Raw genomic sequence first — 22,945 nt, 5'->3', positions numbered from 1 at the left:
TCTCCCTCAAAAAAAAACGCTGTGCTGCACGCACAGCGCCCTGTACTTTGTTCAAGCCAATGAAGTCGATTAAACTTCCATCAACTCTTTTTCTTTCACATCTAGAATCGCATCAATTTCTTTCACTGCTGCGTCTGTGATCTTCTGGATGTCGTCCTGTGCGCGGCGATCATCATCTTCAGAAATTTCTTTCTCTTTAAGCAGTGCTTTCACGTCTGCGTTCGCATCACGACGGATGTTACGAACGGCAACACGGCCTTGCTCTGCTTCAGCGCGTACGATTTTAACAAGATCGCGACGACGCTCTTCCGTTAGTGGTGGAAGTGGAACGCGGATCACAGTACCCGCTGACATTGGGTTCAGGCCTAGGTCAGACATCATGATCGCTTTTTCGATTTTAGGCGTTAGCTCTTTATCGAAAACAGTGATTGCCAGAGTACGCGCGTCTTCAGCAACAACGTTTGCTAGCTGCTTAAGAGGCGTGTTTGCACCGTAGTACTCAACGTAGATAGTATCCAGCAGGCTCGGGTGAGCACGGCCAGTACGTACTTTTGCTAGCTGGTTTTTAAGCGCTTCAACACTTTTGCCCATGCGCTCCTGCGCATCTTGTTTAATTTCTTCAATCACGGTTAATACCCTTTAATCATTCGGTAAAATCGGAAGCCCGTAGGCTTCCGAATAAAAGAAGTAAGCTCTTTCGACAAGATACTTAGTCGTTGGTAATCAACGTACCTTCTTGCTCACCCATTACCACGCGGCGAAGAGAGCCTGGCTTGTTCATGTTGAATACACGAATAGGCATACCGTGGTCGCGAGCAAGAGTAAATGCTGCAAGATCCATTACTTTTAGTTCTTTTTCAAGAACGTCTTGGTAGCTAAGCTTATCATAAAGAACAGCGTCTGGGTTTTTAACTGGATCTTCTGTGAATACACCGTCAACTTTTGTTGCTTTTAGTACCACGTCAGCTTCGATTTCGATACCGCGCAGACAAGCAGCAGAGTCGGTAGTGAAGAATGGGTTACCGGTACCCGCAGAGAAGATTACCACGCGACCCTGGCGCAGCTGGCTGATCGCGTCAGCCCAGTTGTAGTTGTCACACACGCCATTTAGCGGGATTGCCGACATCACTCGAGCGTTCACATAGGCACGATGTAGTGCGTCACGCATTGCAAGGCCGTTCATCACGGTAGCTAGCATACCCATGTGGTCGCCCACAACTCGGTTCATACCTGCTTCAGCTAGGCCAGCACCACGGAACAGGTTACCACCACCGATAACAAGGCCAACTTGCACACCTAATTCAATCAGTTCTTTGATTTCCTGAGCCATACGGTCAAGAACTTGTGCATCAATACCAAAACCTTCCTCGCCCTGCAGTGCTTCCCCACTGAGTTTGAGCAGAATACGTTGATAAGTCGGTTTAGGATTCGTGGTCATTAGTTTACCTTCCAGGCTTACAAATATAGATACGGAGTTGTAAAAAGACCGCAGCCTAGGCTACGGTCTTTGGAGTTCTTAGCAAGAAGGATTAACCCTTCTGTACTGCTGCTACTTCTTCAGCGAAGCTCATTTCTTGAGCTTTCTCGATACCTTCACCAACTTCTAGGCGGATGAAGTTAGTTACTGTAGCGCCTTTCTCTTTTAGGAATTCGCCAACAGCTTTCTTAGGTTCCATGATGAATGGCTGACCAGTTAGAGAGATTTCGCCTGTGAATTTCTTCATGCGGCCGATAACCATCTTCTCTGCGATTTCAGCTGGCTTGCCTTCGTTCATCGCGATTTCAACCTGAACCTGACGCTCTTTTTCAACAACGTCTGCAGGTACGTCTTCTGGGTTTACGAACTCAGGCTTAGAAGCAGCTACGTGCATAGCGATGTGCTTCAGAGTTTCTGCGTCGCCGTTACCAGCAACAACAACACCGATGCGGTCGCCGTGACGGTAAGAAGCGATGTTTTCGCCTTCGATGTACTCAACGCGACGGATAGAGATGTTCTCACCGATCTTAGCAACTAGAGCAACGCGAGTTTCTTCGAACTTAGCCTGAAGAGCTGCAACGTCTAGACGCTCAGCTAGTGCTACAGCTAGTACTTCGTTAGCGAATGCTAGGAAGTTAGCATCTTTAGCAACGAAGTCAGTCTGACAGTTAACTTCTAGAAGCGCTGCAACGCCGTCAGCGTCTTTGATTAGGATTGTGCCTTCAGCAGCAACGTTACCTGCTTTTTTAGCAGCTTTAGCAGCACCGCTCTTACGCATGTTTTCGATTGCTAGCTCGATGTCAGCGTTAGCTTCAACTAGTGCTTTCTTACATTCCATCATGCCTGCGCCAGTACGTTCGCGCAGTTCTTTAACTAGGGCAGCTGTAACTGTTGCCATTGTTATATCCTCAGTTTTGAATACTTGGTGTAAAAATCAGGGGCCATTATCGGCCCCTGGTAACCATTCTTAGTTTACACAAGGTAACTTAAGATGCTCAAAGGAGCAGGCTATTATTCAGCTTCTACGAAACCGTCTTGCTCAGCCTGTGCAACGATGTCTTGGTTGCGGCCTTCAGTAACAGTTTGAGCAACAGCACCAGTGTATAGCTGGATAGAACGGATTGCGTCATCGTTACCTGGGATTACGAAGTCAACACCATCTGGGTTAGAGTTAGTATCAACAACAGCAAATACTGGGATACCTAGGTTGTTAGCTTCTTTAATAGCGATGTGCTCGTGGTCAGCATCGATTACGAACATAGCGTCTGGTAGGCCGCCCATGTTCTTGATACCGCCTAGAGATTTCTCAAGCTTCTCCATTTCACGAGTACGCATTAGCGCTTCTTTCTTGGTTAGCTTGTCGAAAGTACCGTCTGTTGACTGAACTTCAAGGTCTTTTAGACGCTTGATTGACTGACGAACAGTTTTCCAGTTAGTCAGCATACCACCCAACCAGCGGTTGTTTACGTAGAACTGGTCACAGTTAACTGCAGCTTCTTTGATAGATTCGCTGGCTGCACGCTTAGTACCAACAAATAGTACTTTGCCCTTACGAGCAGCAATCTTGTTGATTTCTGCTAGAGCGTCGTTGAACATTGGTACAGTCTTCTCAAGGTTGATGATGTGCACCTTGTTACGAGCACCGAAGATGAACGGCTTCATCTTAGGGTTCCAGTAACGAGTTTGGTGACCGAAGTGAACACCAGCCTTAAGCATGTCGCGCATTGATACAGTTGCCATTGAATAATCCTCTATGGGGTTAGGCGTCCACATATCCCATCTTGACCGACCCAATATACGCCCTAAGACGTGACAACCTCGCGAAAGATTGTTGGGCACCCCGGAAGATGTGTCGATATGTGTGAGTGATTAATAAAAGTTTAAGTGCAATCTGAATAACTGAATCGAAATCCAATTACCCAATTACGGCGCGCTTTATACCATATTTTAGCAACCGAAATCCAGTTTAAATATCGTCAACAACCGCAATCTTGGTTTCCATCACGTGCCCTCGCTGTTAACATGTAAAGAATAGAAAACAGTCAATGCAGAGAAGATTGAATGAGCATCAAGATCAAAACGGCTGATGAAATTGAAAAAATGCGCGCAGCCGGTAGTTTGGCAGCAGAAGTTCTGGAAATGATTGAGCCTCACATCAAAGAAGGTGTGACGACAGATGAACTAAATAAAATCTGTCATGACTATGCGTTAGAAAAAGGTGCTTACTCCGCGCCACTCGACTACCACGGATTCCCTAAGTCGATCTGTACCTCTATCAACCACATTGTTTGCCACGGCATTCCGGCAAGCCAAGATGAGATGGGCAGCAACGGCCAGCTTAAGCCAGCGGTATTGAAAAATGGCGACATCATCAATGTCGACATTACGGTGATCGTGCCGAACGACGAAAACGCCGACCTGAGCGTGCGTCCTGCGGGCTACCACGGCGACACCTCGAAGATGTTCCTTGTCGGCGACGTAACACCGGCCGACAAGCGCCTGTGCCGCGTCACGCAAGAAGCCCTGTATGTGGGTATGCGCAAAGTGAAACCTGGCGCACGCGTGGGCGATATCGGTACTGCTATCGAGAAGTTCATCAAGGACAACAACAAGAAGAACCCACTGAACAAGTACTCTATCGTGAAAGACTTCTGCGGCCACGGTATCGGCAGCGAATTCCACGAAGAGCCACAGGTGGTTCACTACCGCAACAGCGACCGTACCGTGCTTAAAGCGGGCATGTGCTTCACTATCGAGCCGATGATCAACGCGGGCAAGTTCGGCTGTAGCGTCGATGCGGCCGATGACTGGACGGTTTACACGGCTGACGGCAAGAAGTCTGCCCAGTACGAGCACACCATTGTTGTCACCGACACCGGCTGTGAAGTGCTGACCCTGCGCAGCGATGACACCATCCCTCGCCTAATGCGAAACGCCTAATCCCAAATAACCGACCTCTGGTCGGTTTTTTTATGGCCAAGATTTCTCCCAATATCCGTGGTAGGGTTATAACAAGACTCCATTACATGCACGGACGGCAATGACAGACTCCTCTTCTACCCCTGTGACCGAGACCGCGGACAAGTTCACCCCAGAGCAATTGCGCTTAGCGCTAGAGCAATTCACCGCCCAGCAGAAGCAGCAATTTCTGAACCATGCCCCAGTCACCTCGTTGGTTGAGGCTCGCTCCCACTATATCGATCAGCTACTCAGGCAGCTGTGGCAGCATTTCAACCTGTTTGACCAGCACGATCTCGCCCTGATCGCCGTCGGCGGCTATGGCCGGGGCGAGTTGCACCCGCTATCGGATGTCGACATCTTGATCCTGAGCGAGCAACCGCTAGATGATGCCACCGGCGCCACCGTCAGTGCCTTCATCACCCTGTTGTGGGACTTGAAGCTCGATGTCGGCCACAGTGTTCGCACCATTGATGACTGCATCCAGATAGGCATGGACGACCTCACCGTTGCCACCAACTTGCAAGAGTCGCGCTGGCTTTGCGGCAACCAAGAAACCTACCAGCAACTGGAAGAGAAGATAAACGCCGGCAATTTCTGGCCCAGCGAACAGTTCTACCAAGCCAAGCTGGATGAGCAGAAAACCCGCCATGCCCGCTACCACGACACCACCTACAACCTTGAGCCGGATATCAAATCCAGCCCGGGTGGCTTGAGGGACATCCACACGTTGAGCTGGGTTGCCCGCCGCCACTTCGGGGCCACCAGCCTGTTGGAGATGAGCCGCTTCGGCTTCCTGACCGATGCCGAGTACCGCGAGCTGGTTGAATGCCAAGACTCATTGTGGCGGATCCGCTTTGCCCTGCACTGCGAGTTGCGCCGCTACGACAACCGCCTGACCTTCGGCCACCAAGCCTCGGTAGCCGAGCTGCTTGGCTACGCTGGCGAGGGCAACCAAGCGGTCGAAATGATGATGAAGGATTTCTACCGTACCTTGCGCCGGGTCGCCGAGCTGAACAAAATGCTGTTGCAACTGTTCGACCAGGCAATACTCAACCAAGGGACGGCGGCAGAGCCCGTTGAGCTCGATGAAGATTTCCAAATCCGCGGCCAACTGATCGAAGCCACCAAGCCAGCACTGTTTCAGGCCCGTCCGGAAACCATTCTGGAAATGTTCCTGCACATTGCCCGCAACTCGGAAATCGAAGGTATTGCCGCACCTACCCTGCGCCAGCTGCGTACCGCGCGCCGCCGCCTCAACCGCTTCTTGATTGATATCCCGGAGGCCCGGGACAAATTTATGGAATTGGTACGTCAGCCGAACTGCCTGCAAAAAGCCTTTCGCCTGATGCACCGCCACGGCGTGCTCTCGACTTACCTGCCGCAATGGAGCCAGATAGTCGGCCAGATGCAGTTCGACTTGTTTCACGTTTATACCGTCGATGAGCATACCGTCCGCCTGCTCAAGAACCTCAATAAGTTCAGCGATAACGAAAACCGCCAACGTCACCCTATCTGCTGCGAGGTCTACCCGCGGGTAGCCAAGAAGGAAATACTGATCCTAGCGGCCATCTTCCATGATATTGCCAAAGGGCGTGGCGGCGACCACTCAGAACTAGGCGGGGTCGACGCCTACGATTTCTGTATCCAACACGGCCTGTCAAAGCCCGAGGCCAACTTGGTGAAATGGCTGGTGAACCAACACTTGCTGATGTCTGTCACCGCCCAGCGCCGGGATATTTACGATCCGGAAGTGGTCACCGAGTTCGCCAAGACGGTACGCGACGAGGAAAGGCTCGATCACCTGATCTGCCTAACGGTTGCCGATATCTGTGCGACCAACCAAGAGCTCTGGAACAGCTGGAAACGCACCTTGCTGGCCGAGCTGTACTACTCAACCCAAAAGGCCCTGCGCCGCGGTTTGGAAAACCCGCCCGACGTTCGCGAACGTATCCGCCACAACCAGCAGATGGCCTCGGCGCTATTGCGTAGCGAGGGCTTTGCCCAGCGCGAAATCGACGTGCTATGGCAGCGCTTCAAGGCTGATTACTTCCTGCGCCACACCCACAAACAGATTGCTTGGCATGCCGAGGCTATCCTCAACCATGACGACCACGACAAGCCGCTGATCCTGCTTAGCAAGAAGCCGACCAGGGGCGGTACCGAGGTCTTTGTCTACTGCAAGGACAAAACCAAGCTGTTCGCCATTGTGGTTTCTGAGCTCGATAAGAAGAACCTCAGTGTCCATGACGCCCAAGTCATGACCAGCAAGGATGGCTTCGCCCTCGATACCTTCATGGTGCTCGACCCAAGCGGCAAGGCGCTGAATGAAAGCCGCCACAACACGGTACGCCGGGCGTTGGTCAACGCCCTGACCCACATGAAGTCGGATCGCAAGAAAAAGCGCCCGCCGCACAAACTGCAGCACTTCAAGGTCAAGACCCAGGTCGACTTCCTGCCAACCAAGTCAGGCAAGAACACCATGATGGAGTTGGTTGCCCTTGATATGCCGGGGTTGCTTGCCCGCGTCGGTTCGGTATTTGCCCGCCAAAACATCAGCCTACAGGCAGCAAAAATTACGACCATTGGCGAGCGGGCCGAAGACTTCTTCATCGTCACCGGCCAAGATGGCAGCCCGCTAACACCAGAGGAGCAAGCTCAATTGCGAGAGGCGTTGCTAGCCCGGTTAGAGAAGCAATCCTAGAGATAAGAAAAATCAGGGAGGCCATACGCCTCACCTATCACACTGGCAGCCAGTACAGTATCCATGCTGGTTGCCAACTACAATAACAATTACAACCTATTATCCACCCAATCTATAACGAATGAGGCCTGTATGTACCCAAACCTCACCAGCATCGGGATTGAAAAGCCGGACAGTATCGAGCGCTACAGCTTGCGCCAGGAAGCCGCTAACGACATCCTCAAAGTCTACTTCAAGAAACAGAAGGGCGAATTGTTCGCCAAAAGCGTAAAGCTCAAGTTTCCCCGCCAGCGCAAGTCGGTTATGGTCAACAGCGGCAGCCGCGAGTACAAGGAAGTCACCGAGATCAACCGCACCCTGACGTTTGTCATCGACGAGTTGGATCAAATCACCAACCGCAAGCACAGCGATGTCGATATCAAGAAAAAGATACTCAGTGATTTAAGGCACTTGGAACAAGTCGTGACGCACAAGATCGCCGAGATCGAAGCCGATCTTGAAAAATTGAAATGATCGCCAAGGAGCCCCCAGGGGCTCCATCGCTCTAGCTCTTATGCCGCGTCGGCCAGCTTGGTCCAGCTCACCAGCCAAGGCATAGCGACCTCAAGGGCATCGAAGTTAACGCAAGCATCCACGTCCAACCTCTCGGCCAAGGGTTTAGCCTGCAGCTCCCTGAGCAGTTCGTCGAACTGCCTGCCGCCACCGCAAAAGCGCTCTTCGCCATAGCTGGAATCACCCAGCGCTATCACGCCGTAGCGCAGGTTCGGCATTAACGGGAACGTATCGTTGAGGGATTGATAAAGCGGTAACAGGTTATCGGGGATTTCCCCCTGGCCTGTCGTTGACGATACCACCAACGCCAAATCCTGCTGGTAGGCAAGAAACTCTTCCAACGTCGGATCGAGATATAACTCCACCTGATGGCCCGATTCTGCCAAATGGCTCACCACGGCTTCGGCCACTTCCTCAGCCCCACCATACACCGTACCAACAAAGACTCCGATTTTAGCCATGTCCAACACCATCCTTTGCATTAGCGCCCGAAGGCAATGAATCAATTACCGATACCACTGTGAATCCTGCACCTTGAGGTAACTTAGGTATAATAATAACTGTGGCTGTTGATACGGCCGGATGCAAGTTTAACTACTGAGCCTAGTCCTGATCTGGGCTCTTGGGGCTCAACAAAGATAGCGGCCATTCAAAGGCGTCCATCACCCGACCCCATGCTTCATCGACACCCGCGCGGATATCAAGCACCTCACCGCTGATCGGATGAGCCAGTTGCAATCGCGATGCATGCAACATCAAACGACGGCATTGGTAATTTTCGCGGAACATCCGGTTGTGGCGGCCATCACCGTGGTTAACGTCACCAATGATGTGGTGGCTAAGGTGGTGCATATGGCGGCGCAGCTGATGCTTGCGGCCGGTCTCGGGCTTCATTTCCACCAAGGTATAGCGGCTTGTGGCATAGCGACCGACCGGAATGTCTGTTTCCACCTTGGCTAAAGGCGCGTAGGCGGTGATGGCCTCTTTGGCTTCTTTGTCCTGGTCGGCATCCTTGTCGGCGATCTTATCCAGCTCTTCTTTCAATGGGTAATCCAGCACGGCGGCTTCTTTTACCCAGCCCCTTACCACCGCATGGTAGGTTTTTTTCACATCGCGACCAGCAAACTTGGGCATCATCACGGCTGCGGTCTCGCTCGACAAGGCAAACAACAGCACACCCGATGTCGGGCGATCCAAACGGTGGAGCGGAAACACATGCTGGCCAATTTGATCACGAAGCGTCTGCATCACAAAAACCGTTTCGTGACGGTCTAGCCAAGAGCGGTGAACCAGCATACCCGCCGGTTTATTTACCGCGACCAGGTGCTCGTCGCGATACAGGATTTCAAGTTCCATAAATCAGTTAATCTTAAATAATTGGTCAAGTTCACGGGTGACAGTCAATACGGCCTGTTGGCCCTTCGCGTACTTCATTGCCTCCTCAACATAAGGAGAGATCTCAAATGCCTGCGGTAGCGGCTGCGCCACTTGGATTAGATAGCTGAGCCTAGGGATCAACACCCATTGCAACCACTGCTCGCAGCTGAGGCAATCAATGGCAAATGGCTGAGTACTTTGCAGCGCACTTGGTGGGGGTGGCGTTGCTTCCCAAAGCGCATTGGCTTGCATAACCTCGGTCAGTTTTTCCAGCAGTAGCTGGCAATGACGGGATTTGTCCATCTCATTACCTCGAAGACAACGGTGTTTTTGTGCTGTGTGTATATTGGGGGCGAAGGATACCACCTCTCCCTGCAATCCCCAACGCCCGACAGGGTATTTGCAAAGTAAGAAATTCCTGTTGGTACATGCATCTTGAAGTAACTTGGGTATATACTCTTTCTCCTAGATTAAGGAGCACCGAGTATGCCCATGGATAAATTTCACACCCTGACCCAGCTCTTAGACAATGCTGGCTGCCAATATAAGATTTTCGACCTTGGCCGCCGCGTCGCCGAGATCGATGTAGAACAGTTCAAGGCTGTTGAGGACAACCGCCAGCCATATCCATGGCCACTGCAACAACACGCCAACCTCTCTATTTCATTCTGGCAGGAAAACAACCCGCCGTGGATTTGGTTCCTGCGCCTGCCCCTCGATGAGCGCGGCTTGCTTAAGCAAGCGGCCGTGGGCGACTTCATCAAGTATGTCATTGAAGCAATGGGAGCAACACTCAACACAACCCCAACGGAAGAAGAGCAAGAGAAGCTGGCGGCGAATCCTTACACCTTCAAGCCAAATGACGACAAAATGGCGATCTTCCATGCCCAGTTACGCCAGCAGTTGTCATTGCCAGCAAGCCAATATTATGAGCATGCCCAGCACTTCCTAACCGGCGAGCTTGGTTGGGATAAATGGCAGGGCGTTGGCCTTCAAGGCCTGGCTGATGTTTGTGCCCGGATGAAGCAAGAAAACAATGCCACCTTGCTGCGCAAGTCGGTCAACCAGTTGCCGCTAACACCGCTATACGCCCTATTGGGCTGCCTAGAGCACTGCGATCTTCCCGAGAACTTATCGTCGCGCATTGCCGGGCGCATCAGTGACGAGAGCGCGGTAGAGCAAGCCGATTTATTCTTAGTTGGTGCCCTATTGCGTGCGCTATCCGGTGCCGACAGCACCCTGCTCAACAAGACTTTGAAGCAAGTGCTTGGCCAACCTGAACTTTGCCACCCAGAAGTATTAGTTGCTATCGCTGGTCGCTGCTGGAATGGTTTGGCGGATACAGAAACTGCCGGCTTGTTCTTGCAACGCTTGGCTGAAGCCGGGGATCAAACCCTGTTCAACCAACTCTTTGCCGATCTGGTTATGCTGCCTATCCTACGCGGTATTATGCTGCAGGTACTCCATAGCCAAGCAAATCCAGCGCTTGTTGAAGCCATCGCTAAGTTGCAGCAGCACGCCCGCGGCAATAACGCTTAAACATCAGCAAGGAAGGCAGTGCCCATTATGGATAATTTATTGGGAATTTTAGCGCTGGCGCTATTTGGCTATTTATTCTGGCAGCAACGCCGGCAAACCGAGCTTGCCCAGCTGTTTATTACCCAGCGCTGCGAGAGATTGGGGTTGCAGTTGCTCAGTATCGCCCGAGGCTCCCACAAAGTGAAAGATCAGCACGGCCGATGGTATTGGCATACCGTCTATTGGTTTGAGTTTTCCGCCGACGGGCATGATGCCTATCAAGGGCATATCATCATGAAAGGATTCAGGCCGCTGGCCTTCAATGTCCCGCCGCACCGAATGCCGGGAGAATAGAAATTCTGGCCCGGAAAAAAGAACGGGCGCAACTTTCGTTGCGCCCTTAGGTCTTACTTGCAGCAGTCCCGCTACTATGGTGCTCCCTGCATCATTCCTTTGAATTGCTGTAATCCGTCAGCAGATTCCTTTTATTCTTCGTCCAGAAGTTGTCCTTTGGCCTTCCTGACCCGTCAGTTCATCCTGTCCTGACTCTCATCATCCTTCCTGGAGGTGTCCCTGACTTCATCCCGAAGCGGTCCTTGTGTCATCCTGACTAGCAAACGTCCTGTTTACTATTTTGCCTATCCTAGGCTATCCCTTCACAGTCCATGTTCGATATACCATCCTAGTACACCGGTCTCTTCCTGAGACTGCCATAATCCTTGGCTTTTTCCTGTTCCGTTCCGTCAGTTCCTTCCGACACCATTAAGATTACGCTTTTGCCCCTGAAATTGAACCCTCGCTGAATAAATTAATTCGCCTCTGCAGCATCGGAAACAACACCACAAAAATTAAACACAATAAAATCAAACACTTAATAAATTTCATCGTCAATTTTCTAGTTTATGAAACTAATTTATCCCACGCCTTTGTAAGAGATCTCGCACAAGCAAATGGGTTGAATACGCTAAAGCACTAATGGGGACTAAAATTGAGCATGGCGATGCATAGCTAAGAACAGTAGAAATATGCGTTCAAACGGTCATTTTCAACCACCACTTGGGCACGAGGTGCAGAGATGCAGAGATGCAGAGATGCAGAGATGCAGAGATGCAGAGATGCAGAGATGCAGGAGATTAAAAAACGTCAATGATTGGTCAATACGAAAGACAGGCTTAACTTCTTTCCAGAAAGCTATAACCAATAACCATATAACCATATAACCACAGCGCCGTAGCGCCATAGCACCGCTCTTAATCCATAGCACCGCACATAAAAGAACGGGCGCAACTTTCGTTGCGCCCTTAGGTCTTACTTGCAGCAATCCCGCTACTATGGTGCTCCCTGCATATTCCTTTGACTGCTGTTTCCTTCAGCATTGTCCTTTTGACTTCGTCCTGAAGTTGTTCCTTTGGCCTTCCTGACCCGTCAGTCCATCCTGTCCTGACTCTCATCATCCATCCTGGAGGTGTCCCTTACTTCATCCTGAAGTGGTCCTTGCGTCATCCTGACTAGCAAACATCCTGTTTACTATTTTGCCTATCCTCGGCTATCCCTTCACAGTCCATGTTCGATATACCATCCTAGTACACCGGTCTCTTCCTGAGACTGCCAAATCCTTGGCGCTTTCCTGTTCCGTTCCGTCAGTTCCTTCCGACACCAATAAGATTACGCTTTTGGCCCTGAAATTGAACCCTAGCTGAATAAATTAATTCACCTTTTCACTATTGAGAAATAGCGAAAAACAAACAAAACAATAAAAATCAACAACTTAATAAATTTAGCTGTCATTTTTCTGATTTATAAAACTAATTTATCCCACGCCTTTGTAAGAGATCTCGCACAAGCAGGCGGGTCGAATACGCTAAAGCATCAATAAGAGAAGGAAATTAAGAAAGACGATGCATAGCTAAGAGAAATAGAAATATGCGTTCAAGTGGCAATTTACAACCACCACTGGGAGTGATGTGCAAAGGAGCAAAAGTGCAGGAGATTCGAAAAACGTCAATGATTGGCCTATGCGAAAGGCAGGCTTAGCTTCTTTCCAGAAAACGATATAACCGCAAAACCATAGAACCGCTCTTAATCCATAGCACCGCACATAAAAGAACGGGCGCAACTTTCGTTGCGCCCTTAGGTCTTACTTGCAGCAATCCCGCTACTATGGTGCTCCCTGCATCCTTCCTTTGACTGCTGATTCCTTCAGCTTATCCTTTATGACTTCGTCCTGAAGTTGTCCTTTTGGCCTTCCTGACCCGTCAGTCCATCCTGTCCTGACTCTCATCATCCGTCCTGGAGGTGTCCCTTACTTCATCCTGAAGTGGTCCTTGCGTCATCCTGACTAGCAAACATCCTGTTTACTATTTTGCCTATCCTAGGCTATCCCTTCACAATCCATGTTCGATATACCATCCTAGTACACCGGTCTCTTCCTGAGACTGCCAAAATCCTTGGCGCTTTCCTGTTCCGTTCCGTCAGTTCCTTCCGACACCAATAAGATTACGCTTTTCTAATGCGAAAAGAACCCTGCTTTGCGACATTTTCCAACTTGCAAGACAATACCCCAAGCATCAATAAAACATAAAACAAAATACAATCAACAACTTAAAACCATAAGTGCGATATCCTAGGGTATACACCAACTTTAATATCCCACATCCTTGTAAGAGATCTCGCACACGGTAGCGAGAAATAGGCGGATCACCCTAAACACCTCCCGGCCTACCAGTTGCTGATAACAATATATACTTAGGTCAATCACCCTTGTTCTTCCCGCTACGGGCCGCTTCCCTTTTTACAACGGAGTGAATAATGGAAACTTTTAATCACAACCTCAGTAGCCTGTTCAGCCAGTTGGGGCTCAATAACTCCAAGGAGTTTATCGAGCGCTTCATCGCTGAGCACCACCTCGTCCAACACGAACAACTCGCTGAAGCTAAATTCTGGCAACCCTCGCAAAGCCGCTTTATAAAGGAGTCACAGGAACAAGATGCGGACTGGTGTGAGGTCATCGACCAACTCGACGCTTTACTTCGCAAGTAAGTCAGCGACAATAAGCGGGGTGTAGTTTTCAGAGGAAGGAAAAGCGATGTCATCAGAAATCACCCAAGCCCTAGAGCAAGCTATCAGCTCGCTGACAGAAGAAGGCAAAGAGCCATCGGTTGCCTTGATTAAGTCCCGCTTATCGCAGCCGCTTCCCATGCCGTTGATCATCCAGGCGCTACAAGCATGGAAGAAAAATGCAAAGGTACCAAAGATAGAGAAGTGCGAGCCGAGTGCCACACTAGAGGAAAGGGTAAAGTCGCTAGAGCAGCAGGTCGCCGATCTCACTGCGCGGCTGGCCCAGTTGGAAGGCACCAACCAGCAAAGCTGATTCATCGCCTTCCGGCTTCAAAGCCAGCCAGCGTCACAGCCAACAATCACGGGGAGGCCTGGCCTCCCCGCTTTATGCTTTATTGGTAGTCCCAAGAAAGGTTAGATACGATCCGGCACTCATCGCATTTGAAGTGGAAAATGCCATGAATTGGTGCGTCCAGTCGCCATTCATCATTACCGCACTTGGGGCAAGGGCGATTTAATTCGCTCTCCAAGCTATCACCGCCCACTTGGTATTGGTAGTAATAGGTTGGGATTTTGGTGATATATTCAATGCGCCCGCGCAAGTCCCACCCTCGGCGAAACAGATCGCTTTCGGCATCTCGAATTTCATGCAATGTAGCATGCTCGGCCTGGCAGCCGCCTGCCATCTGTATCTCGTCACACGCCTGCCACTCAGTTTGCCATTTCACTATTGCTTTATGGTCGCCATTCAAGGTTGGCTCAGGCAGGCGGTACAAAGGTATAGGCATCAAGGTTTCACCGCAGCGCAACGGCGAACACGTATGGACATAAGTGGTATAAATCACCTGCCACGACGGTGCGAACTCCTCTGCCGCCGCTTCTGAGTTAATGTCCCTACCGAGTACTTTGACTTTCGGGCTCAGCAAGCTCGCTTGGCTCAAGCGGTTCAGGCAAGCCTTTACATGATCACTGTGAAAGCGGCTATGCAGGCTATCCTGCTCTGGGCAGACCGCCCGCACCCGGAAGATCCCCTCATCCATCACAATAGGGAATTCTCGCCCCAGCACCTGGCCGTTATAACGCAGCGCATCCATCAGGCCGTTGACCGCCATGTCGACTGCCGACACCGTGGTGTTGTCAAAGCACTCGAACTCTAACTCAACAACATACATCGCTTAACCCGCCTTCACTATCGGTTGCAACACCTGCAAAAACGACTCGATATCTGCCGCCAGCACATCTCGCTCGTTCTTGCCCAAGGTCTCTAACAATACCTGGCCTGTCAGGTTACAAACAGAAATGACCTGGCTTTCCGAATCCATCGCGCCAATAAAAACCGTTGGCTTTAGCTTTAGGCGACGCTGGGTCACCAAGTGCCCAAGAATGTTTTCTTGCAGGCGCAACATATCGTGATCGCTGAAAACTTGCAGCAAATCGAATTCCAGATCATGCCCGGCATCGCTAAACCGTACCGCCATATCACCACTGAACTGCGAGCAATAAAAAGCAGTAATATCTTCATGCAGGCGAAGCTCTATCCCCTTTTCCACATTATCAAGGTCGCCAACAGGGTTTCTTGCCACCGGTTGCCAAGTCACTTCGTAACCGTCGTCAGCTTTTACACAAGGGGATTCGAGCCCCACCAAATCGTCACTACGGGGAAAACCTTGATCAGCATCACACCATGCTTGCAAAAAACGAGTAGAAAATTCAGATAAAGCCATCGCAACCGGATGATTCATTCGCAACCTCACAAAAGATTAAGTAAACTTTGGCTATTCTAATCCAAGTGTGTCCAGGACAGTATGAGCAAATATCAAGACGCGAAAGAATTAGCCGGTTTGACCCTAGGTCAGGGTACGGAATACAAAGACCAATACGATGCCTCTCTTCTTCAGCCTGTGCCGCGTAGCCTGAACCGAGATGATCTAGCACTTGGCGATGACTTGCCTTTTACAGGCTATGATATCTGGACGCTTTACGAGCTATCTTGGCTAAACAGCAAGGGCCTGCCACAAGTGGCCATTGGCGAAGTGCGCTTGCCTGCCAGCAGCCCGAACCTTATTGAGTCGAAGTCATTCAAGCTATACCTCAACAGCTTCAACCAAACTAAGTTCGATAGCTGGCAGCAAATTGCCGATACTTTGCAAAAAGATCTCACCCAGTGTGCCGGTGCCGACGTGGATGTCACGGTTCAGCCCCTGTCTGATTTCGACGATCAACCTATCGCCAACTTCTTCGGCGAGTGCATCGACGATCAAGATATCGAAATCACCGATTACGAATTCGACCCAGCCCACCTAGAAGGCGCGGCAACCGAAGAGACGGTAACCGAAATTCTGCACAGCCACCTATTGAAGTCTAACTGCCTAATCACCAGCCAGCCAGACTGGGGCAGCGTACGCATTTCTTATACCGGCAAGAAGATCGATCGCGAAAAGCTCCTTCGCTACCTGATTTCGTTCCGTAACCACAACGAGTTCCACGAGCAGTGTGTTGAGCGTATTTTCACTGACATCATGAAATACTGTAAGCCGGAGCTATTGACGGTATACGCACGCTATACCCGCCGCGGCGGCTTGGATATCAACCCATACCGTACCAATATGGGCAAAACCCCAAGCGATAATTTCCGCCTAGCTCGTCAATAACGTAAAATTAGGCTGATAAGTCCAGCAAAACTCAATACTTTGCTGGACTTGGTTTGCCAACCCATTAATATTGGTAATACTGTTTTATTGGGTCTTTGAAATGTATGTCTTTTAGCCGTTGGCTTTGCAGCTTGCTGCTCGTCTTTATTGCCTCTTTTAGCGTTCAAGCAAAAATCTATACCACGCCAATTCTGGCAGAAGCCAACGATCTCCTGCTCACCAGCCCAGAGCAATCCCTAAAGATCACCCAGCGCTATCTTTCCCAGCGCCATTTAAGTACCCCGAAAGAAGTTTCTCGTGTTCATATCAACGAAGAAGCCGATCACACGATCCGCACACCGCTAAGCACGGTGAATGCCCTGCAGATCAACGCCAGGGCCTACTCACTGCTTAACCAACCCGATAACGCCCTCAAGAGCATCAAGGAAGCGGAAAAGCTGGCGCTTGAAAATGAACTCACCTTCACCCACCTTGAAAGCCGGCTTATCCATGCCAACATCTACTGGAACAACCTAAAAAACAGTGCCCGCGCCCTGGCAATGCTGAACCAGATCGATAAAGAGATCGAAGGCTCGGAAGCGCTCAACCTCACCAACCAGGTCAAGCGGCTGCAATACCAGTCCCTGATGCAACGGGCGAGAGTGGAGTCTAGCCTCAACAACGAGAGCGAGGCTGAAAAACTGTTTAGCAAGGCCAAGCGTTACCTAATGAGCCTTGAGGACAAGGGCGAGCTGATCAATTTTCAACTGGCTATCGGCCAACACTACCTTGCCCATGACCATTTCGATTTGGCACTCGATAGCCTGCTTAGCGGCTATTGGCTATCGGTCGAGCAAGACGATCAAGCGAAAACTGCCATCGCCAACTACCAATTGGCCGCCCTGTTTGAAGAAAGGAAGGTGTTCGACAAAGCGTTGGAGCACGCTACCCAGGCCGGCGAGTTCTTCGAGCACTATAACCGGGCCAAGCCCTTGGCGAAGACCCTTGAGCTCATTGCTTCGATTTATGAGCAGCAAGGCCGCTTCAACTTGGCCTTGGTGCATTATTTCAATGCCCTCGACCAAGAAAACCAATTGCACCGCAATATCCGCTCGGCTCGCCTGAGGCTGAACATTGCCAGGGTTTATCTCCAGCTATACAACTACCCCAAGACCGAGCAATACCTGAACCACACCCGGATGCTGGCGACCCAAACCGGCGACGATGAAATCCAGACCGAGGCACAGATCCTCCAGGGGCAGCTTGAACGTTTGGAAGGCAAAACGGAACAGGCGATCAGCACCTTGCAGGCCGGGCTGATCGCAGCTAGCCGCACCAACAACCTCTCCCTGCAGCTGCAAGGCGAGATGGAGCTATCGAAAGCCTTTGAGCAGCAAACCGACTACTACAATGCCTTGTTGAGCCAGCGCCGCTACGAGCAACTCTTCAATACCCAGCAACAAGCGCAGGTAAAGAGCAACGTCGAAGTCTTCAAGCAGCAGCAACGGATGCTGGAGCGCTCGCTCCACCTAGAGGAAATGGAGCGCCAGCAGTTTGAGAGCGAAAAGGCACTCTACAAACAAAAGAACATCACCATTTTCCTGATCTGCTTCTTGTTGGTTACGCTAATCGTTCTGCTACGCCGCCACCGTGTTGCCAGCCAGCTTCAAGGCCGGCTGTTGCGCTTGCGCTCCGAGTTCTACACCCATCCTCGCAGTGGCTTGCGCAACCTTCGCATGCTAACCGTGAAGCTGCCTAATTCTTTGCAACAGAGCAGCGCCCACTTCGAGCAATGGCACCTTGGCGAAATCATCAACGAGCCATTGAGCGACCGCCTGCGCTTTGCTTTGTTTGAGGTGCCATTCCTCAAACACATCTACCTCAAGCATGGCTACCAGCAGGGGCTAGATATCGAAAGGCAATTTGGTGAATACCTGAAGAAGCAAGTGTGTGGCCCTGCCCGCCTTTATCACTTCTCTGATGCCATGTTCCTGTATATCGAGCCAAACTCGCGCCTTGATACGGCACCGGAGCAACTGGCCAACTCACTGCAACAGCTAATTGATAGCTTCGTCGAACACAAGTACATCGACAACCGGATCCGCATCGGCATGGCTGAATACCCGTTCCTGCCACGTGCCTATACCGCGATTAACGATCATGAACTGCTTGATATCTTGCTGATGGCCACCAATGCCGCCCGCGAAGTCAGCAAAAAGGAATCGGGAAGCCAGTGGGTGCACCTCAGTGCCATAGAGGCAGCCCCGGCTGCAAGCTTTGCCAGCGATAACATTCGCTTGGCATGTATTCAGGGCATCAATAACGGGCTGGTCAAAGTACAAAGTTCAACAATTACAGAAATAGCTTGGAATAACGATCACGATTCTGATAAAAATATCAGTTAAAGTGCTAAATTTATCATCACTTAGTGTCGAAATGAATAAATGAAACAAGTGATTCTGCTAGCATTAATTTTCGCTACTGAAATAAGCTTTAACTGATGGAATAAACCTAAGGTAACTTTGCACCAACGTGACTGATATAAACGCCGTGGCCTCCGAACTGAGTAAAGTGAAGCTGCGCTTGGACCAAGCTCAACTCTCTTACCGTGACGCATCGCTCAAGTCACGCCGTGAGATAGTGATCCTAAAGCGTTTAATTAGTCGCTTGTCTATTGCATGCCGTGGGTTGGACAGCGAACTGGATGACAAGCTTACCTCGCTTCGCAGTGATTTAGAGCAACACAAGGATATCAGTAAGCTGATCCCAAGGCTGGCGGTTGTCGAACGCCTGGTCACCCAGCAGGCGGATTTCGCCCAAACCGAAAACCAGCACCTCAGCCAGCAAGTCCAACAAAGTGGCGAAGTCCTTCGGCGGCTTCCCGGCTTACCGGTCCAACTCAAGCGCGATTTACGCAACCTTCTTAGCCAGCCAGCAGACACCTTAGCCACCACCCACAAGCAAGCTATCAAGCTGATGGCATTGTACGAACGTTCACTCAAGCTTATTTCATCATCCAACCATGATGCGGCCAGCCAACACCCGGGCAATGTCGACCAAGATCTTCAGTTACAGCTCACCGCCGAGTTGCAACACCTGATCACCGAGCTTGATTTTGATGGCGAGGCTGGCGATAAACTGCTGTCTATCCGCAACCGCCTGTTAATCGGTGTCGCCCCATCAACCCTGATTGAGCTATCACTGGAAATACTGCGCTTGGTCATGGATGGCACCAACCAAGAGCGCCGCTCTTCGCAACAGTTCTTGGACAAGGTAAACAGCGATCTTGCGACCTTGCAGAAAACCACCAGCCAAAGCGCCGGCCAAAGTTCTGCCATATACGAACACCGCAGCGACATGACCAACGAACTGGCTGACATTGCCAGCTCGATCCGAAGCGGGCTAAAAGACAACAAGAACTTGGATAACTGGCGCCCGGAACTCACCGGCCTGACCAAGGAGCTGCTCGTACTGGCCGAGCGCAACAAGGCGCTCGAAAAACGCGAGAAGGCTTTGCTGGAGCAGCTAAGCTACAACGAGAACAAGATCCAAACCTTGTTCGAGCAAACCCAAGACTACCGCCAGCGGCTCAATGACCAAGAGCGCCGGATGTTCTTGGATAACCTGACCAAAGTCTATAACCGCGCCGCCCTCAACGATCGCCTTGAACACGAATACCGCCGCTGGCTTCGCTATCAACACTCGGTGTGTGTCGCCATGATCGACATCGATGGGTTCGGTGAAATCAACAGCCGGTTTGGCCACCTAGCCGGCGACAAGGTGCTGAAAATCATCGCCAAGACTATACGCCAGCAACTAGCGGATACGGACTTTATTGCCCGCTTTGCCGATGATGCATTTATGGTGATCCTGCCGGATGTCAGTGAAAATGAGCGCGTGACCCGACTGAACAAGGTGCGCGAAACCATCGCCCAACTCCCGTTCCGCTTTCGCGATCAGAATGTCAGCATCAGCATCTCTATCGGGGCAACCTTGTTTGAAGGCAACGATACCCCGTCGAATATCATCGAGCGAACCAGCAAGGCACTCTCCGGTGCCCGCAGAACGGGCAACAACCGCCTGTTGTGGATTTCTTAACTTTCTAGCTCGCGTATTCCCGCCCAATTTCTGGCAAAAATCATCTTCCCTGTGTATGGTGTAATTATATCAGTCACTTAATACCACTTATTTACTTGGTCTTTTTCGCTGGCTGATCACCAAGGAACAGAATATACCTTCTGCTTTCTTCCGGCAGTATTCACCCATTCTTCCTACAATGAATTAACCCGTGACTACCGCCGCCTTATCATGACCAGGGAGGTAACCATGATCACACACATCAGCCCGGTAGGTGCAATGGACCTACTTTCACAACACGAAGTGGATTTGCTCAAGGCCACCGCATCCAGTGATATTTATCGCCTGTACCGCAACTGCTCATTGGCCGTGCTCAACTCTGGCAGCCATACCGACAACTCGAAAGAACTACTGGAAAAAAACAAAAGCTTCGACGTCAATGTGATGCGCCGTGAACGCGGCATTAAGCTGGAATTGATGAACCCGCCAGAGCATGCGTTTGTTGACGGCCGGATCATCCGCGGTATCCAAGAACACATGTTTTCGGTGTTGCGCGACATCGTCTACGTCAACATGCACGTCGAGCAACGCAAGGACATCAACCTAACCAGTGCGCCGCATATCACCAACTTTGTCTTTAGCGTCTTGCGCAACGCCCAAACCGTTCGCTCAGGCGAAGATCCGAACATCGTGGTTTGCTGGGGTGGCCACTCCATCAATCCTACTGAATACCAATATACCCGTGAAGTGGGTAATGAGCTTGGCCTGCGCGAGCTTAACATCTGTACCGGCTGCGGCCCCGGCGCCATGGAGGGGCCAATGAAGGGCGCGGCGATCGGCCATGCCAAGCAGCGCTACTACAACAGCCGCTTTATCGGCTTGACCGAGCCGTCGATCATTGCCGCCGAGCCACCAAACCCAATCGTCAATGAATTGGTGATCATGCCGGATATCGAAAAACGCCTGGAGGCCTTTGTCCGCCTTGGCCACGGCATCGTGATTTTCCCCGGTGGTGCGGGCACCGCCGAAGAGCTGCTCTACATTCTGGGGATCCTGATGGATCCGGAGAATGCCGCCCAACCCCTACCGCTCGTGTTGACCGGCCCCAAAGAAAGCGAGCCCTACTTCCGTACCCTCGACAGCTTTGTGCGCGATACGCTCGGCGAGGAGGCAACCAAGCATTATAAGATTATCATTGATGATCCTGCCGAAGTCGCACGGGTAATGAAGTCGGCCATGCCGCTGATCAAGGAGCACCGCTTGGCGACGGGGGATGCCTATAGCTATAACTGGTCGCTCAAGATCCCGCCAGAGTTCCAGTTGCCGTTCGAACCTACCCATGAGTCAATGGCCAGCCTAGATCTGCACATGAACCAAAGGCCGGAGCACCTCGCCGCCAACCTGCGCCGCGCCTTCTCGGGCATTGTTGCGGGTAACGTCAAGGAAGAAGGGATCCGAGAAATTGAGCGCAAGGGACGCTTCAAAATCAATGGTGACGTTGCGCTGATGAAGCGAATGGACAAATTGCTCAAGCAATTCGTCGAACAGCAACGGATGAAATTGCCAGGCACCAAGTACGAGCCTTGCTATGAAATCATCACCGCACCAATGCCTATTGCCAAATAACAGGCACAGACAACAGCAGTGACACTGCTTGGCAACTACGCGTACAATAAGGGGCTTTAGCGCCCCTTTTTATTTTTACAGCCAAACGGTTTACGCCATGTCGTCTATCCACCTAGTTATTATTGATGCCCTCAACCTGATCCGCCGCGTGCATGCCGCCCAGCACGGCGAGCCTGATGTCCAGAATACAGCCAAAGTCTGTTGTCAGGCCCTGGGGAAAATTATCAAGAGTAGCCAGCCAACCCATATCGTAGCGGTATTCGACCATCACGGTGAAGATCGCGGCTGGCGGGCCGACTTGCTGCCCCACTACAAGGAAGGGCGTAAGCCGATGCCGGAAGAGCTATTGGCCGGGATGGACAGTATCCAAGATGCATTCATGGAAATGGGGATCGACTCGCTGCTATCGGACGGTGATGAAGCCGATGATCTCGTCGCGACCTTGGCCTTGAAGGTTGCCTCGCGCGGTCAGCAAGCCACCATTATCTCTACCGACAAGGGCTACTGCCAATTGCTGCAACCAACCTTGATGATCCGCGACTACTTCCAGCAACGCTGGCTTGATAGCCCGTTTATCGAAAAGGAATTTGGTGTCAAACCCGAGCAGCTGGCTGACTACTGGGGGCTCGCCGGGATCAGCTCCAGCAAAATCCCCGGCATTCCGGGGATCGGCCCCAAAGCCGCCGTAGAGTTGCTGTCGACCTACCCCAACCTTGAGGCGATCCTAGAAGCAGACGATCTACCGAAAAAGTGGCAAAAGAAAGTGTCTGAAAACAAAGAGCTGGCGCTTGCCAGTAAGCAGGTGGCCTCACTGAAAACAGATCTCCAGCTCGGCTTTAACCTGCAAGATATTCGTTATGAGGCGAGGGACTAGTTTTTCACTGGGATGCTGAGGCTCAAGGCGATGCTGAGGCTCAAGGCATAGATACAAAAATCCCCGAAACAGGTTCGGGGATCACTCATAACACC

The 22,945-nt window shown here is 51.1% G+C and carries 21 protein-coding genes; 12 read left to right on the top strand and 9 right to left on the bottom strand.

Going from position 1 to position 22,945, the window contains the following annotated elements; translation table 11 throughout:
- Positions 1-69: 69 nt before the first annotated feature.
- The 4 genes from frr to rpsB all read right to left on the bottom strand — a co-directional run bounded on the left by frr (position 70) and on the right by rpsB (position 3,217).
- Positions 70-627, bottom strand: a complete 558-nt coding sequence (gene frr, locus C9I98_RS23090) for a ribosome recycling factor (RefSeq protein WP_036817168.1) — start codon at positions 625-627, stop codon at positions 70-72.
- Between the two features lie 82 nt (positions 628-709).
- Positions 710-1,438, bottom strand: a complete 729-nt coding sequence (pyrH, locus tag C9I98_RS23085; RefSeq protein WP_036817170.1) for a UMP kinase — start codon at positions 1,436-1,438, stop codon at positions 710-712.
- A gap of 91 nt (positions 1,439-1,529) precedes the next feature.
- Positions 1,530-2,375, bottom strand: a complete 846-nt coding sequence (gene tsf, locus C9I98_RS23080; protein ID WP_036817173.1) for a translation elongation factor Ts — start codon at positions 2,373-2,375, stop codon at positions 1,530-1,532.
- 113 nt (positions 2,376-2,488) lie between these two features.
- Positions 2,489-3,217, bottom strand: coding sequence for a 30S ribosomal protein S2 (gene rpsB / locus C9I98_RS23075; RefSeq protein WP_036817176.1), 729 nt, complete (start codon positions 3,215-3,217; stop codon positions 2,489-2,491).
- Positions 3,218-3,538: 321 nt separating this feature from the next.
- On the opposite strand from rpsB, the gene map reads away from it, so the two are divergent.
- The 3 genes from map (at position 3,539) to C9I98_RS23060 (ending at position 7,652) form a co-directional block, all read left to right on the top strand.
- Positions 3,539-4,417 carry a type I methionyl aminopeptidase gene (gene map / locus C9I98_RS23070; RefSeq protein WP_036817178.1) on the top strand — a complete coding sequence of 293 codons (879 nt, stop codon included), beginning with the start codon at positions 3,539-3,541 and terminating at the stop codon, positions 4,415-4,417.
- 100 nt (positions 4,418-4,517) lie between these two features.
- A complete protein-coding gene (gene glnD / locus C9I98_RS23065; protein WP_107272529.1) occupies positions 4,518-7,139 on the top strand; it encodes a bifunctional uridylyltransferase/uridylyl-removing protein GlnD in 2,622 nt (873 codons plus the stop codon).
- Positions 7,140-7,271: 132 nt separating this feature from the next.
- Positions 7,272-7,652 carry a DUF3461 family protein gene (locus C9I98_RS23060; protein WP_036827329.1) on the top strand — a complete coding sequence of 127 codons (381 nt, stop codon included), beginning with the start codon at positions 7,272-7,274 and terminating at the stop codon, positions 7,650-7,652.
- A gap of 38 nt (positions 7,653-7,690) precedes the next feature.
- On the opposite strand, the gene C9I98_RS23055 is transcribed toward C9I98_RS23060, so the two are convergent.
- The 3 genes from C9I98_RS23055 to C9I98_RS23045 form a co-directional block, all read right to left on the bottom strand.
- A complete protein-coding gene (locus C9I98_RS23055) occupies positions 7,691-8,152 on the bottom strand; it encodes a flavodoxin (RefSeq protein ID WP_036827319.1) in 462 nt (153 codons plus the stop codon).
- A gap of 142 nt (positions 8,153-8,294) precedes the next feature.
- Positions 8,295-9,047, bottom strand: coding sequence for a tRNA pseudouridine(65) synthase TruC (gene truC / locus C9I98_RS23050; RefSeq protein WP_036827321.1), 753 nt, complete (start codon positions 9,045-9,047; stop codon positions 8,295-8,297).
- Positions 9,048-9,050: 3 nt separating this feature from the next.
- Positions 9,051-9,371, bottom strand: coding sequence for a YqcC family protein (locus C9I98_RS23045; RefSeq protein WP_036827323.1), 321 nt, complete (start codon positions 9,369-9,371; stop codon positions 9,051-9,053).
- 183 nt (positions 9,372-9,554) lie between these two features.
- On the opposite strand from C9I98_RS23045, the gene C9I98_RS23040 reads away from it, so the two are divergent.
- The 4 genes from C9I98_RS23040 (at position 9,555) to C9I98_RS23015 (ending at position 13,956) form a co-directional block, all read left to right on the top strand.
- Positions 9,555-10,607, top strand: coding sequence for a DUF3549 family protein (locus tag C9I98_RS23040; protein WP_081879046.1), 1,053 nt, complete (start codon positions 9,555-9,557; stop codon positions 10,605-10,607).
- Positions 10,608-10,634: 27 nt separating this feature from the next.
- On the top strand, positions 10,635-10,940 hold the full coding sequence (locus tag C9I98_RS23035; protein WP_036827326.1) for a DUF3301 domain-containing protein: 306 nt from the start codon (positions 10,635-10,637) through the stop codon (positions 10,938-10,940).
- A 2,454-nt stretch (positions 10,941-13,394) separates the two neighbouring features.
- The gene (locus tag C9I98_RS23020) at positions 13,395-13,625 is read left to right on the top strand and encodes a DUF2789 domain-containing protein (RefSeq protein WP_036819865.1); all 231 of its coding nucleotides are present in this window, start codon (positions 13,395-13,397) and stop codon (positions 13,623-13,625) included.
- A 46-nt stretch (positions 13,626-13,671) separates the two neighbouring features.
- The gene (locus C9I98_RS23015; protein WP_036819863.1) at positions 13,672-13,956 is read left to right on the top strand and encodes a hypothetical protein; all 285 of its coding nucleotides are present in this window, start codon (positions 13,672-13,674) and stop codon (positions 13,954-13,956) included.
- Between the two features lie 79 nt (positions 13,957-14,035).
- On the opposite strand, the gene C9I98_RS23010 is transcribed toward C9I98_RS23015, so the two are convergent.
- Positions 14,036-14,815, bottom strand: coding sequence for a Zn-ribbon-containing protein (locus C9I98_RS23010; RefSeq protein ID WP_036819860.1), 780 nt, complete (start codon positions 14,813-14,815; stop codon positions 14,036-14,038).
- 3 nt (positions 14,816-14,818) lie between these two features.
- On the bottom strand, positions 14,819-15,385 hold the full coding sequence (gene syd / locus C9I98_RS23005; RefSeq protein ID WP_036819857.1) for a SecY-interacting protein: 567 nt from the start codon (positions 15,383-15,385) through the stop codon (positions 14,819-14,821).
- Positions 15,386-15,448: 63 nt separating this feature from the next.
- Here syd and queF point away from each other — a divergent pair, with 63 nt between their 5' ends.
- The 5 genes from queF to xni all read left to right on the top strand — a co-directional run bounded on the left by queF (position 15,449) and on the right by xni (position 22,850).
- A complete protein-coding gene (gene queF / locus C9I98_RS23000; RefSeq protein ID WP_036819854.1) occupies positions 15,449-16,294 on the top strand; it encodes an NADPH-dependent 7-cyano-7-deazaguanine reductase QueF in 846 nt (281 codons plus the stop codon).
- Between the two features lie 104 nt (positions 16,295-16,398).
- Positions 16,399-18,678, top strand: a complete 2,280-nt coding sequence (locus tag C9I98_RS22995) for a tetratricopeptide repeat-containing diguanylate cyclase (RefSeq protein ID WP_036819852.1) — start codon at positions 16,399-16,401, stop codon at positions 18,676-18,678.
- Positions 18,679-18,805: 127 nt separating this feature from the next.
- On the top strand, positions 18,806-20,371 hold the full coding sequence (locus C9I98_RS22990; protein ID WP_107272528.1) for a GGDEF domain-containing protein: 1,566 nt from the start codon (positions 18,806-18,808) through the stop codon (positions 20,369-20,371).
- A 228-nt stretch (positions 20,372-20,599) separates the two neighbouring features.
- The gene (gene ppnN, locus C9I98_RS22985; protein WP_036819204.1) at positions 20,600-21,976 is read left to right on the top strand and encodes a nucleotide 5'-monophosphate nucleosidase PpnN; all 1,377 of its coding nucleotides are present in this window, start codon (positions 20,600-20,602) and stop codon (positions 21,974-21,976) included.
- Between the two features lie 97 nt (positions 21,977-22,073).
- Positions 22,074-22,850, top strand: coding sequence for a flap endonuclease Xni (gene xni / locus C9I98_RS22980; protein ID WP_036819206.1), 777 nt, complete (start codon positions 22,074-22,076; stop codon positions 22,848-22,850).
- Positions 22,851-22,945 lie beyond the last annotated feature (95 nt).

This window comes from Photobacterium sanctipauli (assembly GCF_003026495.1).
Lineage (GTDB): Bacteria > Pseudomonadota > Gammaproteobacteria > Enterobacterales > Vibrionaceae > Photobacterium > Photobacterium sanctipauli.
Note: the sequence above shows the minus strand (reverse complement) of the source record. Positions and strands in the feature narration are given on the sequence as shown.